We start from the raw sequence: 15,665 nt of genomic DNA, 5'->3' as shown, positions 1-15,665 counted from the left end.
CACCCAGTGAGCACCCCCGTCCTCGAGGTCAAGGGCCTCGCCTACGCCTACCCCGACGGCCACCAGGCGCTGTTCGGGGTCGACCTCCACGTCCACCAGGGTGAGCGGGTCGCGCTCCTCGGTCCCAACGGCGCCGGCAAGACCACGCTGGTGCTGCACCTCAACGGCATCCACACCGCCGGCGCCGGCAGCGTCTCGGTGAGCGGGCTGCCGGTCGAGAAGGCGAACCTCCAGGAGATCCGGCGCCGGGTCGGCGTGGTGTTCCAGGACCCCGACGACCAGCTGTTCATGGGCACGGTCCGGGCCGATGTCGCGTTCGGGCCCGCCAACCTGGGCCTCAAGGGCGACGAGCTCGACCGCCGGGTGATGGACGCACTCGACAAGGTCGGCATGACCGAGTTCGTCGACCGCCCGCCGCACCACCTCTCCTTCGGCCAGCGCCGCCGGGTCGCGGTCGCGACGGTGCTGGCGATGGAGCCGGAGATCCTCGTGCTCGACGAGCCGTCGTCGAACCTCGACCCGGCCTCGCGCCGCGAGCTCGCCGACATCCTGCGCTCGCTCGACGTGACGGTGCTGATGGTGACCCACGACCTGCCCTACGCCCTCGAGCTGTGCCCGCGCTCGGTCGTGCTGAGCGGTGGCACGGTCGTGGCCGACGGATCGACGTACGACGTGCTCACCGACGACGTGCTGATGAAGGAGAACCGGCTCGAGCTGCCGTTCGGGTTCGACCCGCGGACGACGCTGCCTCCGGCGCGTTGATAGCCTCGCCCCGACAGACGACGACGAGGAGATCACGTGGGCAAGGACGACCAGCTGTCCGCTCTCGAGCAGGAGATCGAGGAGACCAGGGAGCGCCTGGCGACCACGATCGACCAGCTCCTCTACCGCTCGCACCCGAAGACGATCGTGAGCCGTGAGGTCGCCGACATCAAGGCACACTTCGTCGACCGGTCCACCGGCCAGCCGCGCACCGACAACATCCTCAAGGCCGCCGGTGTCGCGGTCGGTGTGATCACGTTCTTCGTCGTCGTCCGCAAGGTCGTTCGCTGACCGATGGGCGACAAGACCCCCATCAAGATGCTCCACGACCGCATCCTCGTGGAGCTGGACCGTGAGTCCGGAGAGCGCCGCTCCAGCGGCGGCATCGTGATCCCGGCGACCGCCGCCATGGGCGCGCGCCGGCTGGCCTGGTCGCGCGTGGTCGCGGTCGGCCCGCACGCGCGTGCGGTCGAGGTCGGCGACAAGGTGCTCTTCGAGCCCGAGGACAAGGCCGAGGTCGAGGTCGCCGGCGAGGTCTACATCGTGATGCGCGAGCGGGACGTCCACGCGGTGGCCGCGGAGCGCATCGGCGACTCCGCCACCGGCCTGTACCTGTAACCCGGACGCACTCCGGCCCGTTGTAGCGGGCATGCTGCGCCGACTCGTCGCCCTCGCTGCGACCGCCGCCCTGGTCCCGCTCGTCGCCGTCCCGGCGGCGGACGCCGCGCCCCGGGACCGCTACCGCGCGAGCATCGCGGTCACCGAGCACGGGATCCCGCACATCACCGCGCGGGACTTCGGCTCGCTGGGCTTCGGCAGCGGGTACGCCGCCACCGAGGCCGCCGTCTGCACGTTGGCCGACACCCTGGTGACCGCGCGTGGTGAGCGGTCGAAGTGGTTCGGCCCCGACGAGCGGTACAACGACCAGGTCACCCTCGACGCCTCGAACCTCCAGGTCGACGCGTTCGTGGCGAGCCTGCACCAGCGCAAGGTCGTCGAGAAGCTGCTGAAGGACCCCGTCCGTGGTCCCGGCCCGCAGGCCCGCGCCATGGTCGACGGGTACGTCGCCGGCGCGAACCAGTGGCTGCGCACCCACCGGGTGACCGACCCGGCGTGCGCTGGAGCGGCGTACCTGAAGCCGGACGTGACGTCGCTCGACCTCTGGTACGGCGTCTACCTGGCGAACCTGCTCGCGTCGTCCGGCGTCTTCGTCGAGGAGATCGTCGACGCGGCGCCGCCGACCCCGGACGACCCAGGCCTGCCCGAGCTCCCGGTCGCGGCCGACGTCGACCGCGACGCGCTGCTGAGGGCGCTCGGCCGCGACCCGGAGTCCCCGTTCGGGTCCAACGCCACCGCCGTCGGCGGCGACGCGACCACCACCGGCAAGGGGATGCTGCTGGGCAACCCGCACTTCCCCTGGCGCGGCCGCTACCACTTCACCCAGCAGCACCTGACGATCCCGGGCAGGTACGACGTCGCCGGCGCCTCGCTGATCGGCTCGCCGGTGGTGAACATCGGGTGGAACGAGGACGTGGCGTGGAGCCACACCGTGTCGACGGCGTACCGGTTCACGCCGTACGAGTACGAGACGCCCGGCCCCGGCACGACCTACCTCACCGACGCCGGCCCGCAGGAGCTCATCCGCGACGTCGTGGAGGTGGAGACTCCGGACGGGACGGTGACCGAGGACGTCTACCGCACCCCGCAGGGCTACGTCGTCGACTCTCCGGCGACGCTGATGCCGTGGGGACCGCTCAGCGTCTGGGCGATCCGCGACGCGAACGCCGAGCACCTGCGCACGATCGACACGTTCCTCGACATGGGCAAGGCGACCAGCGTCCGTGACCTGCTGCGCCGCCAGGACGCGGGCGGCGGCATGCCGTGGGTGAACACCACGGCGGCCGACCGCGCCGGGAACGTGCTGTACGCCGACCACTCCGTCGTGCCCAACGTGCCCGACGACCTCGTGCAGCAGTGCCTCACGCCGACCGGCATCCTGCTCCAGCAGGTGGCCGGGCTGCCGGGCCTCGACGGCACCTTCGCGGGCTCGACCTGCGCGTGGCGCACCGACGAGGACGCCCAGCGTCCCGGGGTCTTCGGCCCGGCGAACCTGCCGAAGGCGGTCCGTCGCGACTGGGTGATGAACGCCAACGACTCGTACTGGCTCCCCAACCCCGCACAACCGCTGGAGGGGTACGCCGGGATCATCGGCTGCGAGCGGTGCGTGCGCACGATGCGCACCCGGATGGTGTCGCAGTACGTGATCGACCGGCTCGAGTCGGGGCGGAAGGAGTCGCCGCGCAGCCTGCGCCGGCACCAGCACGAGAACCGCCTGATGGCGGCCGAGGTGATGAGCGAGGGCGGCGCGCTCGACCAGGTCTGCCGGGCCACGGGGGAGACCGAGGCGTGTGACGTCCTCGAGGCCTGGGACCGCACGTCGAACGTCGACTCCGTCGGCACCCACATCTTCGAGGAGTTCGTGTCCCGGCTGCCGTCCCTGCCGCTCGACCTCGTCGACCCGGTCTGGGTGACGCAGTTCGACCCCGGCGACCCGTTGGACACCCCGCGGGACCTGAACGTCGCGAACCCCCAGGTCGTCCAGGCGATGGCGGACGCGATCGCCTCGCTGCGCGAGCGCGGCATCGCCTTCGACGTCCCGTGGGGTCGGCTCCAGGTCGCGGGCGACCGGGGCGCGCCGCCCATCCCGCTCGGTGGCGGCAGCGGCGACGAGGTCGGCAACGCCAACGCGCTCGCCTCCCGCTGGGCGCGCGACAACGCGGACTACTTCCGCGCGGTGACGTACGGCTCCTCGCACATCCAGGCGGTCTCCTACCTCAGCGGTGGCCGCGTGGACGCGCGCACGATCCTGACCTACGGCCAGTCCGAGAACCCGCGCTCGCCGTACTCCACCGACCAGACCCGGATGTTCTCGCGGGGCCGGTGGGTGCGCTTCGCGTGGACCGACGCCCAGATCCGCAGGGACCTGGTACGCCGGTTCGTGGTCAGCGGACCTTGACGGTGAGGACGTCGGTGGTGTCGCCGGTCGAGATCCCGGACTCGGCCACGACCACCCGGAAGCGGTAGGTGCCCTTCCTCGTGAGCTGCGGGAAGGTGACCCGGCCGGTGCCGCTGGCGGTCGTGGTGACGGTGCTGACCGACTTCCACGAGCTCTGGCCGGTGGTCGACATCTGCAGGTAGAGGTCCTGGAAGCCGGCACCGTCGACCACGATCGCGTCGCTGGCGACGGTGGCGCCCTTGCTGACCGTGACCTTGCCGGCCTTGAACCCGGCCACCTCGGTGACCGCCTTGGCGGTGCCGTCCTCGATCACGCAGGCGACGTCGCCCTGCCAGTGGTAGTTGGTGCCGCCGACCTGGGTCCACACGACGTGGAACTCGGTGACGCCGGCCGGCCACTGCGGGTGCGACCGATAGTCGAAGACGTGGGTGCCGGACCAGGTGCCGTCATTGTTGTGGAAGTTCAGCGTGAACTGGCCGACGTTGCTCTCGAAGCGGATGTTCGCGTCGTTGGCCTGCCCGGCCGGGATGTTCGCCGGGTAGCCGACGGTCAGCGCGGTGCAGGTCGGGTCGGCGTACTCCCAGTCCCAGCTGAACGGCTCCTCGGGGTCGGTCGTCGGGACCGGCGCGCAGGCGACGTCGCCCTGCCAGTGGTAGTTGGTGCCGCCGACCTGGGTCCACACGACGTGGTAGTCGGTGAGCCCGGCGGGCCACTGCGGGTGGCTCTTGAAGTCGAAGACGTGGGCGCCGGACCAGGTGCCCGCGTTGTTGTGGAAGTTCAGCGTGAACTGGCCCGAGGCGGTCGCGAACCGGACGTTGGCGTCGTTGGCCTGGCCGGCCGGGATGCTGGCCGGGTAGGTCAGCGAGAGCGCGTCACAGGTCGGCGTGGGGTACGTCCAGTCCCAGTCGAACGGCGTGCCCGGGGTGGTCGGCTCTCCCGGGTTGCCCGGGTTGCCCGGGTTGTCCGGGTCGGTCGGCTCGGTCGAGGCGTCCTCGCGCTCGCAGTCGACCCAGAACGTCTTGTACTTCGTCACGCCCTTGCGGCCGTCCGGGCGGGTGGTCTCCACGGTCAGCTTCACGTGGTAGCCCTGGGCGGCCGGATCGGCTCCGGTGAAGGCCAGCGTGTAGGTCTGGATGGTGTTCAGCTCGCTGCCGGAGGCCGGGTTCCCGAGCGGCACCGCGGCCGGGCCGGACACCGTGAGGTCTGCGGCCTGGGTCGGCGCCCAGCTGGCGAAGGTGACGGCGGACGAGGAGCGGTCGAAGCCGTACCACTGCACGTCGAACGAGCAGCCGACGTGCGGGTCGTTGCTCTCGTCGGCGGCGCCGCCGACCTCGGAGATCTTCACCGTGCCGCTGTTGCCGCTGGCCTGCGCCGGGCTGGCGCCGACGACGAGAAACGCCGGGACCACCGCGACGGCGGCGGTGAGGGCGGCGACGAGACGGGCTCGCATGAGGTGACTCCTGGGGGTCGGGTGTCCGGCGTGATCTCCGGGTGCATCGGCACGATTCCACGCCGAGAACAGCCCCCGTAACGGATGTGGACGAACCTTGCACCGCCGGTGGAGGAACCTTGAGTAAGCCTTGAGAAAAGTGGTCTGAAGGCGTCCGAAAAGGGACTGGCGGTCAGGCGCCCGAGCCGCGCAGCGCACACGTGGCCGGACCCTCCAGGACCGAGCCGTCGGGACCGAACCGGGAGCCGTGCAGGGGACAGTCCCAGCTGTCCTCGGCGTCGTTGCGGCGCAGCACCCCGCCGAGGTGCGTGCAGATCGGGGCGTCGTCGCGGGTGGCGATCTTGCGGACCCAGCCCGAGGTCATCTCGAGGGCGACCGCGGCGTTGATCCGGATGCTGTCCGGCACGCCGGTCAGCTCGTGGGTGCTCCAGGGCTCGAACGTCGAGGCCCACTCCAGGTTGCCGCCGAGCACCCGAGCGGTGATCGCCAGCGCGGCGGCGACGCCGTTGGTCATGCCCCACTTGGAGTAGCCGCCGGCGATCAGCAGCCGGTCCGCGCCGGGCAGGATCGGGCCGGCGTACGGCAGGGCGTGGTGGGGGACGTAGTCCTGCGCGGACCAGGCGTGCGTCTCCTCGGCGTCGGGGAAGTGCTCGTGGGTCCACGCGCGCAGCGAGTCCAGGTGCCCGAGCTCCGAGCCCGACGTGCCGGTCTTGTGCCCGTCGCCGCCGACCAGCAGGAGGCTGCCCGTGGGTGCCGGGGTGTCGCGCAGCGAGCGGGACGGGGAGTCCGCCGAGAGGTACATCCCGTCGACGGCCGAACCGCTGGTGCGGAAGGCCAGCCCGTAGGACCGGGCCGGCTCGGCCCGGGCGAAGAATCCGCCGCGGTCCAGGATCGGCATGTTCGTCGCGACCACGACCAGCGGCGCCGTGGCCTCACCCGCCTCGGTCTCCACGGTGTACGGGCCGTGCCCGTGCAGGCGGCGTACGCGCGCGCCCTCGACGATGCTGACGCCGTGCTCGACCGCCTCGGCGCGCAACCCCGCGAGCAGCTCGAGCGGGTCGAGCTGGACCTGGTCGTCCAGCCGGACCGCGCCGGTCGTCGAGAACGGCAACGGGACCTCGTCGACCCACGTGGCACCGTCCACGCCCGCCTTGTGCAGCGCGGTGAGCTCGGCGCGCACCGAGCGCTCGCCCTGCTCGCTGGTCGCGTAGGTGTACGCCGGCCGCCGCTGGTACTCGACGCCGTGGTCGTCGCAGAAGCGGGTGACCCACGCGAGCGCCTCGGCGTTCGCTGCGGCGTACCCGCGCAGCACGGCGTCGCTGTGCCGGCGCGAGATCCGGGAGTACTGGGTGCCCTGGAGCAGGCTCACCTTGGCGGTGCTGCGGCCCGTCGTGCCCGCACCGACGTGGCGCGCCTCCAGCACCGCGACCGCCAGGCCGGCCCGGGCCAGCAGGGTCGCGGTGGTGAGGCCGGTGATGCCGGCCCCGATGACGAGCGCGTCCCACTCGCCGTCCACGACGGCCTCGGCCGGGGCGGGGTGGGGGTGCAGGTCCTCCCAGAGGGACGTGAGTGCCATGCAGCCCCGGTGCCCCCGCCGGTCGGGGGCCATGCGTCAGAGCTCGGGCGGCGCGAACCCGTGGTGGAGGCACCACGCGACCGCGTGGCTGCGCGAGCGGGCGCCGATCTTGGCGTAGGCCGTGCGCACGTAGGTCTTCACCGAGTTGATCGAGAGGAAGAGCCGGTCGGCGATCTCCTGGTTGCTCATGCCCAGCGTGATCAGCGCGAGCACCTCGACCTCGCGCTCGGTGAGGCCGACCGCGTGCCCGATCCGGTCCTCACGTCCCGGCAGCGCGTGCCCGTCGACCGCGGCCTCGACGGCCTCGACCAGCTGCGCGGAGTCGACGCTCATCGAGATCCATCCGTGCGCACCGCGGGCCATCGCCCGCGCGCGCAGGTCCGGTCGCAGGTCGCGGCTGACCGCCAGGATCACCGAGCTGGTCTCGCGGACCAGCCGCTCGAGGTCGGCGCCGTTGTGCCGGTGCACGCCGAGCACGTCGTACAGCACGACGTCCGCCTGGTCCGCGTCCGCGAGGACGGCCCTCTCCGGGTGCTCGGCGAGCATGGCGGCGAGACCCTTGCCGAGGACCACCTGGCTGCTCACGATCCCGACACGCGGAGGCCTGACTGACACGTCCACATCGTCTCTGGCGCGGACGGTCCCGCGCCCGCCTGGCGTTACGCCCGAACGGGTGATTTCGTGACGACGGGGGGAACGGCGGGGAAATGCCGAAGGGCCGGGAACTCGTCCCGGCCCTTCGTGATGTACGGCATCAGGGACTCGAACCCCGAACCCGCTGATTAAGAGTCAGCTGCTCTGCCAATTGAGCTAATGCCGCGCGGTGAAGCGACGTGAACTCTACCAGCGGGCGACGTCGCGGAAAAATCGGGGCCGTCGTCCTCATCTGGAGGCCAGGACGGCGTGCGCCGCGCTGTGCCCGCCGAGGCCCGAGATGCCGCCCCCTCGGCGCGATCCGGAGCCGCAGACGAGCACGGACCCGACGTCGGTCTGGACGCCCCACTGCTGCGCCGGGGTGTCCAGGCGCGCCCGGTTCGGAGCCCACGGCCACTCCAGGTCGCCATGGAACCGGTGGCCCCCGGGCATCGCCAGGTCGTGCTCGATGTCCTGCGGGGTCCGGGCCTCCAGGTGCACCACGCGGTCGGCGATCGGCTCGGCGAGCTGCGTGTCGATCGTGGCCAGCGCCCGCGCGACGGCCAGGTCCTTGGCGCCCTGCGGGTCGTCGGCGAACAGCCGGGCCGGGGTGTGGGTGCCGAGGTAGGTGAGCGTGTCACCGCGGCCCTGGAGCCGGCCGGGCAGCACCGACGGCATCCGCCCGGCGGCGGCTTCGTCGTACGCCGACGCGAGCTCGGCGTAGCCGCTGCCCACCACGATGCCGGCGGCGAAAGCCGCCTCCGGGTCTGCGCCGGACCTCAGCCGGGGGAGCCGGTCGAGGTGCAGGTCGATCCGCAGCTGCGCGCCCTCGGGCTTGGTCGCCGGGTCCTCGTCGCCGCCCATCAGGATCTGCAGCACCCAGGGCGCGACGTTCGAGAGCACGAACCGCGCACCCACGGTGTGCTGCGACATCCCGTCGTGCCACGACACCTCGGCCCCGTCGTCGCCGCCGCGGATCGAGCTGACCCCGGCGGACGTGACCAGCTCGGCGCCCGCGCCGGCGGCCGCCTGGGTCAGCAGCTCCGCCACGCCGCGGGTGCTCGCGGTGCCGCCGAGCAGCCGGTAGAGGAGGCCGCGGTTCGCCGCGAGCGACTCGTCGTGCAGGGACGCGAACGTGCCGGTCAGGGCTTCGGCTGCGACGCGTCCGCGCTCGGCGTCGTCGGCGTACCGGGCCTCGAGCGTCACGCCCAGCGGCGTGGAGACGAAGTCCCGCCAGGTGTCGGGGTCGACCTGGGCCCGGACGTCGCGCTCGAGGGGCAGCGGCTGGAGCAGCGTCGGCCCGACCGCGCGCACGAGGTCGCTGGCCAGGTCGCCGCAGGCCGGGTTCCGGCTGCCGCGCGGCAGGTCCAGCCCGAGGTCGGTGACCACGGCGCCCGGCAGCGGCGACACCAGGTCGGCGCCGCCCGGTCGCGCGAGCCGCTCGAGGACGAGCGTCGAGAGGCCCGCGCCGGCGAGGTACGCCGCCGCGACCAGGCCGTTGTGGCCACCCCCGACGACCACCACGTCGTAGCTGTTCCGAGCCGAACTCATCGAGCCAACCTAGCCCCGCTCGGCAGGTCGTACGCGCCACGGCACGTGTTCGGGGCGAAGATGTCGGTCAGAGGAGGGTGGTGCATCAGGCGCGCCGCCGCTCGGGAGGGACGTCCGTGGTGAGGTCGTGGGTCGTGCGCGTCGCGTGCCTGCTCGCTGCCATGACCCTGTTCGGTCTCTCCGCCGTGCATGCCACCCCGGAGGGCGGTACGGCGATCGGCATCTGGCCGATCGGTGCGGCCACGGCCTGCCTCATGGTGGCGGCGCGGCCGCGCACGCCGGTCCTCCTGGTGCTGGTCGCGGGGATCGCGGTCGGCACGATCTGGTCCGGAGGTCGCGACCCGGAGGTCGCGGTCGGCCTCGGCCTCGGCATGACCGCCGGCGCCTGGGTGACCTGGCGGATCTTCGCCGGTGGCCGGCGGGTCCGGCCCGAGCTGCGCTCGAGCGGTGACCTGGCCCGGTTCGTGGGCGGGGCGGCGCTCGGTGCCCTGGTCTCCGGGGCCGCGGCGTTCGTCACCAGCACCGCCACGGGGTGGAGCGACCCGTCCGTGCTGGCGCTCGCGCTGCTGACCAGCAACCTGTGCTCGCAGCTGGTGATCGTGCCGTTCTTCGCGCGGCTGCGGCTGCACGCGAGCGCGGCCGGCCCGTCGGAGCGAGCCGCCCAGTGGGTCGTGATCCTGACGCTGTCGCCGCTGGTGTTCCTGCCCCACGACTTCCCGTCGATCGCGTTCATGGTGGTGCCGGTGCTGACGTGGTGCGCGCTGCGCACCGCGCCGTACGAAGCCCTGTCGCAGATGGTGGTCGTGCTCGCCTTCGCGGTCACGTGCACCACGAACGGCCGAGGCCCGTTCGCCAACGCCGGAGCGCGCTACGGCTTCTCGCCCGACGCGCAGGGGATCCTGCTCTCGACGTTCGCCATCGTGTGCGCCCTGGTCGTGGTGCCGCTGCTGCTCGCGGTCGGCGAGCAGCTCGAGAGCGCCCGCCAGGTCGCGGCCGAGCGCGACAAGGTGCAGAACATCGTCAACGGCGCGAACGGCGTCGCGATCATCGGCACCGACGAGCACGGCCTGGTCACGCTGGTGAACCCGGGCGCCGAGCGCCTGCTGGGCTACACCGCCGACGAGCTCCTCGGCCGGACCACCGAGATGCTGCACTCGCGCGAGGAGCTCGAGGCCAAGGGCGCCCTGCTCGGCGTCGAGCCGACCCTGGTCGCCGTCGCCCGCATGGTCATCGACAAGGGCCCGGTCGACATGGGCTTCGTGCGCAAGGACGGCGAGCTGCGGATGCACTCGATGACGCTCAACCGGATCCACGACGACCGTGGCGAGGTGACCGGCTACGTCAGCACCTCCGAGGACATCACCGAGCGGGTGCGCGCGCAGGAGAAGCTCGTCGAGGCGCTGGAGACCGAGCGGCAGGCGGTCGAGCGGCTCCGCGAGGTCGACCAGGTCAAGGACGCCTTCGTGTCGAGCGTCAGCCACGAGCTGCGCACCCCGATCACCAGCATCCTGGGCTACACCGAGATGCTCCAGGAGGGCGTGTACGGCGAGCTCGAGGCGCCCCAGCTCGACGCGGTCGGCCGGGTCGCGGCCAACAGCACCCGCCTGCTGTCGCTGATCGACGACCTGCTGACGCTCTCGCGGGTCCAGGAGGACGGCATGGCGATGGTCGACCGCCTCGTCGACCTGCGCAAGATCGTGGCGGCCGCCTGCACGGTCGTCGCGCCGACGTCCGAGCTGCGCGACCTCGAGCTGGTGGTCGACCTGCCCGACGAGCCGGTGCCGTTCCTCGGCGACCGCGACATGCTCGAGCGGGTGGTCATCAACCTGGTCGGCAACGCCGTGAAGTTCACGCCGGAGGAGGGGCGCGTCACGGTGACGTTGCTGGCGGAGGGGGACTCGGCGGTGATCTCGGTGGCCGACACCGGCATCGGCATCCCGCGGGCCGAGCAGGAGCGGCTGTTCAGCAGGTTCTTCCGCTCCTCCCTGGCCCAGGAGCAGGCGATCCCCGGCAGTGGCCTCGGCCTGTCGATCGCGCACGCGATCGTCGAGAAGCACGGCGGTGACATGCGCGTCGAGTCCGAGCCGGGCGCGGGCACCACGTTCTTCGTCCGGCTGCCGCTGCTCACCCACGTCTGAGATGGCCCGGGTCTACCGCGACGCGTACGGCGTCCCGCACGTGCGCGCCAGCACCGTCGCGGACCTCGCCGAGGGGCAGGGCCGGGTGACCGCCCACGACCGCGCCTGGCAGCTCGAGCACCTCCGGCGCCGGGCCACCGGCACCACGGCCGAGGTGCTCGGCCCGGCCGGGCTGCCGTGGGACCGGCTGGCCCGCAGGACCGGGATCGCCGCGACCGCGCGCCGCGCCCATGCGCGGCTGCGGCCGGAGTCCGCGGCGTTCGTCGCGGCGTACGTCGACGGCGTGAACGACGGCCTGCACGACGACGCCCCGGAGCTGCGCGAGCTCGGCCTGAGCCCGGCCGCGTGGGAGCCGTGGACGCCGCTCGCGGTGTTCCTCGCCCAGCACCTGCTGTTCGCGAGCCTGCCCGGCAAGCTCTGGGAGGCGCGGGCGCGCGAGGTGCTCGGCGACGACGCCCGGCTGCTGTCGCACGAGGGGCCGCTGGCCAGCGGCAGCAACGCCTGGGCGGTCGGGGGTGACCGGACCGCGACCGGCTTCCCGCTGATCGGGGGCGACCCGCACCGCGGGCTCGAGCACCCGAACGTCTACCAGCAGGTGCGGCTGTCCTGCGACGAGTTCGACGTGCTCGGCTTCGCGTTCCCCGGCGTGCCGGGCATCCAGCACTTCGCCCACGCCGGCGAGGTCGCGTGGGCGATCACCAATGCGATGGCCGACTACCAGGACGTGTACGACGAGCGGCTGCGGCGTACCGCTGACGGCGTCGAAGCGCTGGGACCGTCCGGTTGGGAGCCCGCGAGTGCGCGCACCGAGGTGCTCGGTGGCGAGGTGCTGGAGATCGTGGTGACGGCGCGCGGCCCGGTGTTCGCCGGCTCGGTGGACGAGGGTCGCGGGCTCAGCCTGCGCGCCGCGTCGGTGGTGCTCGACGACCTCGGCTTCGACGCCTTCCTGCCGCTGCTGAGGTCCCGCACCGCCGCGGACGTGATGGCCGCTCTCGACGACTGGGTCGAGCCGGTCAACAACGTGATCGCCGCCGACCGGAGCGGGGCGGTGCGGTTCCGCAACGCCGGGCGGGTGCCGGTGCGGCCCGAGGCCAACCGTCGCGGCGTCGTCGGACCGGAGTCGGCGTGGACCGGGTGGCTCGACGAGCTGCCGGCCCACGACGTCGCGCCGGACGGGCAGGTGGTCACCGCCAACGAGCGCCGCGGCCCGGAGAGCGACCCGATCGGCACGTCGTTCGCGCCGCCGCACCGCGCGGCGCGCATCCGGGCGCTGCTCGACGGCCGCCGCGACCTGACCACCGAAGACTTCCGCGCGATCCATGACGACGACCTGCTGCCGACGCTCGCCCTCTTCCAGGACCTGGCCCGCGAGCTCGACCCGGGGCCGGTCCGCGAGACGGTCCTCGCGTGGGACGGCCACATGTCCGCCGACTCCCGAGGAGCGGCCGCGTTCGCCGCCTGGCGGTCCGCGTTGGTACGCCGCATCGCCGCCGAGCCGGTGCTCGCGCCGCTCACCGAGCCACTCGTCGACAACCCGGTGCTCGCGCCGTGGCTCGACCTGACGAGCAAGGTCGGGTTCGCGATCGAGTCGCTCGTGCGCGCGGGCACGCCGTTCGGCATCGACGTCCGCGCGCATGCCCAGGCAGCGGCTGAGGAGGCCGTCGGCCACCCGGCGACGTGGGGTGCGACCCACGTCTTCCAGCCGCTGCACGCGCTGGGGTTCACGATCCCCGCCCTGCCCGTGTCGGGTGACTACGACTGCGTCCGCTGCACCTCGTCGATCCCGGGGGTGACCGACGTCTGCTCGCGCGGCTCGGTGGCCCGCTACGTCTGGGACCTCGCCGACCGGGCGGCAGGCGGCTGGGTGGTTCCTGACCAGCTCGCGCTCTGGGTCGACGGCGAGCTCGCGCCGATCGTCACGGACTGGGAGCGGCTCACCGAGGAGCCATGAGCTCCTTGGCGAACCAGTGCTCGGCGTACGGGTTGTCGTTGTAGCGCTCGACCGCGGTGTAGCCCGCGCGGCCGTACATCGCGATCGCCTCGCGCAGGGTGCCGTTGGTGTCGAGCACGACGCGGGTGTGGCCGAGCCGGGCCGCCAGTGACTCGAGCTCGCGCAGCATCCGGGCGCCGAGGCCGGCGCCGCGCCAGTCGTCGGCGACCCACATCCGCTTGATCTCGCCGGTCTCGTCCGAGAGCTGCTGGACACCGCCGTACGCGACCGGCTGCCCGTCGCTGGACGCGAGCAGGAACGTCCCGCGGTGGTCGGGCTCGCCGGGGTCGAAGCCGTCGGGGAAGCGTCGCTCGAGCTCGTCGAAGTACCGCTGCACGGCCTCGCGGGCGACCGGGTCGGTGGGGGACACCTCGCGCAGGTGTACGGTCGCGGCCCGCACCAGCAGGTCGGCGGTCGAGAGCGCCTCGGTGAGCCGCTCGCGCTGCCGTGGCGTCAGCGGGCCGACGATCGCGCGGGCGAGCTCCTCGGAGCGGTCGTCGAGGTCGCGCCAGGCCCGCTGGCCCGCAGCGGTCAGCGTCGCCACCTTCCGGCGACGGTCGGCCGGGTCGGGGTGCACCTCGACGAGGCCGTCGTCGCCCAGGCGGCGCAGCAGCCGGGTGAGGTACCCCGAGTCGAGGTCGAGCCGGTCGCGCAGCTCGCGGACCGTGGCGCCGTCGTACCCGATCTCGAACAGCAGCCGGGTCACGCCGAGCGGACGGCCGGTCCCGAGGAACGACTCGTCGAGCGCCCCGATCCGCTGCGTGTAGGTACGGTTGAACCGGCGCAGGGTGGCGGTGTCCGGATCCATTCTCTGACCTTAGTCAGAGAATTGGCGGCTGTCGAACGGGTGGCCCGGCCCACCCGTCGCCGGGTGAGGCGCCACCACCCCGGCAGAGCCGACGATGGCGCCGTGAACCAGACCGCGTCGAGCACCGACGACACCGGCACGCCCCGGCAGGGGATCCTCCTGGCGGCGGCGATGTTCGTGTTCGTGATCGACACGTCGTTCATGAACGTGTCGATCTCGGCCGTCGTCCACGACCTCGACACGACCGTGAGCGGCGTCCAGTCGGCCGTGGCGATCGAGGCCCTCGTGTCCGCCGCGTTCATCCTCATCAGCAGCAAGGTGGGTGACCTGTTCGGGCGCAAGCGCGCGTTCGTCACCGGCATGGTGTTCTACGCCGTGGGGGCGCTCGCGATGGTCTTCGCGCAGAGCCTGACGGCGATCATCGTCTTCTGGGCGGTGCTCGGCGGGCTCGGCGCCTCGCTCTACCTCCCGGCGATGCAGTCGCTGATCCACGGCAACTTCGAGGGCAAGGCGCGCGCGAAAATCTTCGCGCTGGTCGGCGCGTCCGCGGCGATCGCGGCGGCGATCGGTCCGCTGATCGGCGGCTTCGTCACGACCGTCCTGTCGTGGCGCGTCGGGTTCCTCATCGAGGCGCTGATCATCCTCGTCGTGCTGATCGGGAGCCGCAGCATCCGCGACGTGCCGTACGCCGGAGACCGGTCGATCGACGTCGTGGGCGCGTGCCTCTCGGTGGTCGCCATGGGCGGCCTGGTGATCGGCGTGCTCGTGTGGCAGGAGGGCGGCGAGTCGGTCGCGCTGCTGCTCGCGATCGGCTCCGCCGCGATGGCGGGTCTCGTGTACTGGCTCCTCCGGCGCAAGCGTCAGGGCAAGCCGGTCCTGCTCGACCCGACCCTGTTCGCCTCCCAGCTGTTCCGGACCGGCGTCTCCCAGATCTTCCTGCAGCAGGTAGCGCTCGGCGGACTCCTGATCGCCCTGCCGATCTACCTGCAGCTCGTGTGGGGATACAACGCGCTCGAGGCCGGCATCACCCTCGCGCCGCTGTCGCTCACGATGTTCGGCGTCGCGCTGCTCGCCGGGCGCCGGGCGGGCCGGCGGCGGGCGAGCAGCATCGTCCGGGCGGGCTTCGTGCTGCTCGCCGCGTCGATCGCCCTGCTCGTGGTGCTGGTGCCTCGCGCGGACTCCGGCTGGCACCTGGTGATCCCGCTGATGCTCGCCGGCGCCGGGCTCGGCCTGCTCGCGTCGCAGCTGAACAACTACGCCCTGGCCCCCATCTCGGAGGAGCGCGTCGGCGAGGCGGCCGGGGTCACCTCGGCGACCGGGTCGTTCGGTCTCTCGTTCGGTCTCGCGTTCGCCGGCGCGATCATGCTCGCCACGCTGTCGATCTCCTTCACGAACATGGCGGAGTCGAGCGACGTGCTGCCGCCCGCCGACCAGGAGCGCGTCGCCCAGGTGCTCGAGGACGACGCGCAGGTGATGAGCGACGCCCAGCTCGGCGAGCTCCTCGTCGACCAGCCCGAGGACGTCCAGGACGAGGTCCTCAGCATCAACGACGAGGCCCGGGACCTCGCGCTCCAGGTCGCGCTGGTCGTCGCACTCCTCGCAGCGCTCGCCGGGATCGCCGTCGCCTTCCGGATGATGCGGCTCCCCGACCCCGCGCCCGCGCAGGCGGATCCGGCCGTCGGCGGCTGAGACAGCCGAGCGCCGGGATAGTCCCGAACGTTGTGGCTGCCGACACGCCGTA

The 15,665-nt window shown here is 72.6% G+C and carries 12 protein-coding genes and 1 tRNA gene; 7 read left to right on the top strand and 6 right to left on the bottom strand.

Annotated features, from left to right (window positions below; genetic code table 11):
• Positions 1–6 precede the first annotated feature (6 nt).
• From ABD875_RS11195 to ABD875_RS11180, 4 genes are read left to right on the top strand one after another with little or no spacing between them, the layout of a single operon-like run.
• Complete coding sequence (locus ABD875_RS11195) at positions 7–762, top strand: energy-coupling factor ABC transporter ATP-binding protein (protein WP_345176141.1); 756 nt, start codon at positions 7–9, stop codon at positions 760–762.
• A 36-nt stretch (positions 763–798) separates the two neighbouring features.
• Complete coding sequence (locus tag ABD875_RS11190; protein WP_345176138.1) at positions 799–1,053, top strand: DUF3618 domain-containing protein; 255 nt, start codon at positions 799–801, stop codon at positions 1,051–1,053.
• 3 nt (positions 1,054–1,056) lie between these two features.
• Complete coding sequence (locus ABD875_RS11185; protein WP_345176133.1) at positions 1,057–1,380, top strand: GroES family chaperonin; 324 nt, start codon at positions 1,057–1,059, stop codon at positions 1,378–1,380.
• Positions 1,381–1,411: 31 nt separating this feature from the next.
• Positions 1,412–3,778: a penicillin acylase family protein gene (locus ABD875_RS11180; RefSeq protein WP_345176130.1), complete on the top strand. Its 2,367-nt coding sequence runs from the start codon at positions 1,412–1,414 to the stop codon at positions 3,776–3,778.
• On the opposite strand, the gene ABD875_RS11175 is transcribed toward ABD875_RS11180, so the two are convergent.
• The 5 genes from ABD875_RS11175 to ABD875_RS11155 all read right to left on the bottom strand — a co-directional run bounded on the left by ABD875_RS11175 (position 3,765) and on the right by ABD875_RS11155 (position 8,988).
• Complete coding sequence (locus ABD875_RS11175; RefSeq protein WP_345176126.1) at positions 3,765–5,228, bottom strand: hypothetical protein; 1,464 nt, start codon at positions 5,226–5,228, stop codon at positions 3,765–3,767. The two genes, ABD875_RS11180 and ABD875_RS11175, sit on opposite strands and share 14 nt — an antisense overlap.
• A gap of 172 nt (positions 5,229–5,400) precedes the next feature.
• Complete coding sequence (locus tag ABD875_RS11170) at positions 5,401–6,804, bottom strand: FAD-dependent oxidoreductase (RefSeq protein ID WP_345176122.1); 1,404 nt, start codon at positions 6,802–6,804, stop codon at positions 5,401–5,403.
• A 36-nt stretch (positions 6,805–6,840) separates the two neighbouring features.
• Entirely contained in the window at positions 6,841–7,419 is a 579-nt protein-coding gene (locus tag ABD875_RS11165; protein WP_345176118.1) for a helix-turn-helix transcriptional regulator, read from the bottom strand.
• Between the two features lie 132 nt (positions 7,420–7,551).
• Positions 7,552–7,624 (bottom strand) — tRNA-Lys (locus ABD875_RS11160).
• A gap of 62 nt (positions 7,625–7,686) precedes the next feature.
• On the bottom strand, positions 7,687–8,988 hold the full coding sequence (locus ABD875_RS11155; protein ID WP_345176115.1) for an FAD-dependent oxidoreductase: 1,302 nt from the start codon (positions 8,986–8,988) through the stop codon (positions 7,687–7,689).
• 119 nt (positions 8,989–9,107) lie between these two features.
• Between ABD875_RS11155 and ABD875_RS11150 the strand changes: the two genes are divergently transcribed.
• Together ABD875_RS11150 and ABD875_RS11145 are read left to right on the top strand one after the other, a co-directional pair.
• The gene (locus ABD875_RS11150; RefSeq protein WP_345176112.1) at positions 9,108–11,126 is read left to right on the top strand and encodes an ATP-binding protein; all 2,019 of its coding nucleotides are present in this window, start codon (positions 9,108–9,110) and stop codon (positions 11,124–11,126) included.
• Position 11,127: 1 nt separating this feature from the next.
• Positions 11,128–13,077, top strand: a complete 1,950-nt coding sequence (locus ABD875_RS11145) for a penicillin acylase family protein (RefSeq protein WP_345176110.1) — start codon at positions 11,128–11,130, stop codon at positions 13,075–13,077.
• On the opposite strand, the gene ABD875_RS11140 is transcribed toward ABD875_RS11145, so the two are convergent.
• Entirely contained in the window at positions 13,061–13,924 is an 864-nt protein-coding gene (locus ABD875_RS11140; protein ID WP_345176107.1) for a bifunctional helix-turn-helix transcriptional regulator/GNAT family N-acetyltransferase, read from the bottom strand. The genes ABD875_RS11145 and ABD875_RS11140 overlap by 17 nt on opposite strands.
• 102 nt (positions 13,925–14,026) lie before the next feature.
• Between ABD875_RS11140 and ABD875_RS11135 the strand changes: the two genes are divergently transcribed.
• On the top strand, positions 14,027–15,613 hold the full coding sequence (locus ABD875_RS11135) for an MFS transporter (RefSeq protein WP_345176103.1): 1,587 nt from the start codon (positions 14,027–14,029) through the stop codon (positions 15,611–15,613).
• The last annotated feature ends 52 nt before the right edge of the window (positions 15,614–15,665 follow it).

The sequence above is a fragment of the Nocardioides caricicola genome (assembly GCF_039541135.1).
Lineage (GTDB): Bacteria > Actinomycetota > Actinomycetes > Propionibacteriales > Nocardioidaceae > Nocardioides > Nocardioides caricicola.
The sequence above is the reverse complement of the archived record's forward strand: the minus strand, read 5'-3'. Positions and strand labels throughout refer to the sequence as shown.

Excerpts from the sequence above, each read along its gene's own strand:
- ABD875_RS11185 (WP_345176133.1), top strand. The coding sequence starts at position 1,057 with ATGGGCGACAAGACCCCCATCAAGATGCTCCACGACCGCATCCTCGTG.
- ABD875_RS11180 (WP_345176130.1), top strand. The coding sequence starts at position 1,412 with ATGCTGCGCCGACTCGTCGCCCTCGCTGCGACCGCCGCCCTGGTCCCG.
- ABD875_RS11175 (WP_345176126.1), bottom strand. The coding sequence starts at position 5,228 with ATGCGAGCCCGTCTCGTCGCCGCCCTCACCGCCGCCGTCGCGGTGGTC.
- ABD875_RS11170 (WP_345176122.1), bottom strand. The coding sequence starts at position 6,804 with ATGGCACTCACGTCCCTCTGGGAGGACCTGCACCCCCACCCCGCCCCG.
- ABD875_RS11155 (WP_345176115.1), bottom strand. The coding sequence starts at position 8,988 with ATGAGTTCGGCTCGGAACAGCTACGACGTGGTGGTCGTCGGGGGTGGC.
- ABD875_RS11145 (WP_345176110.1), top strand. The coding sequence starts at position 11,128 with ATGGCCCGGGTCTACCGCGACGCGTACGGCGTCCCGCACGTGCGCGCC.
- ABD875_RS11140 (WP_345176107.1), bottom strand. The coding sequence starts at position 13,924 with ATGGATCCGGACACCGCCACCCTGCGCCGGTTCAACCGTACCTACACG.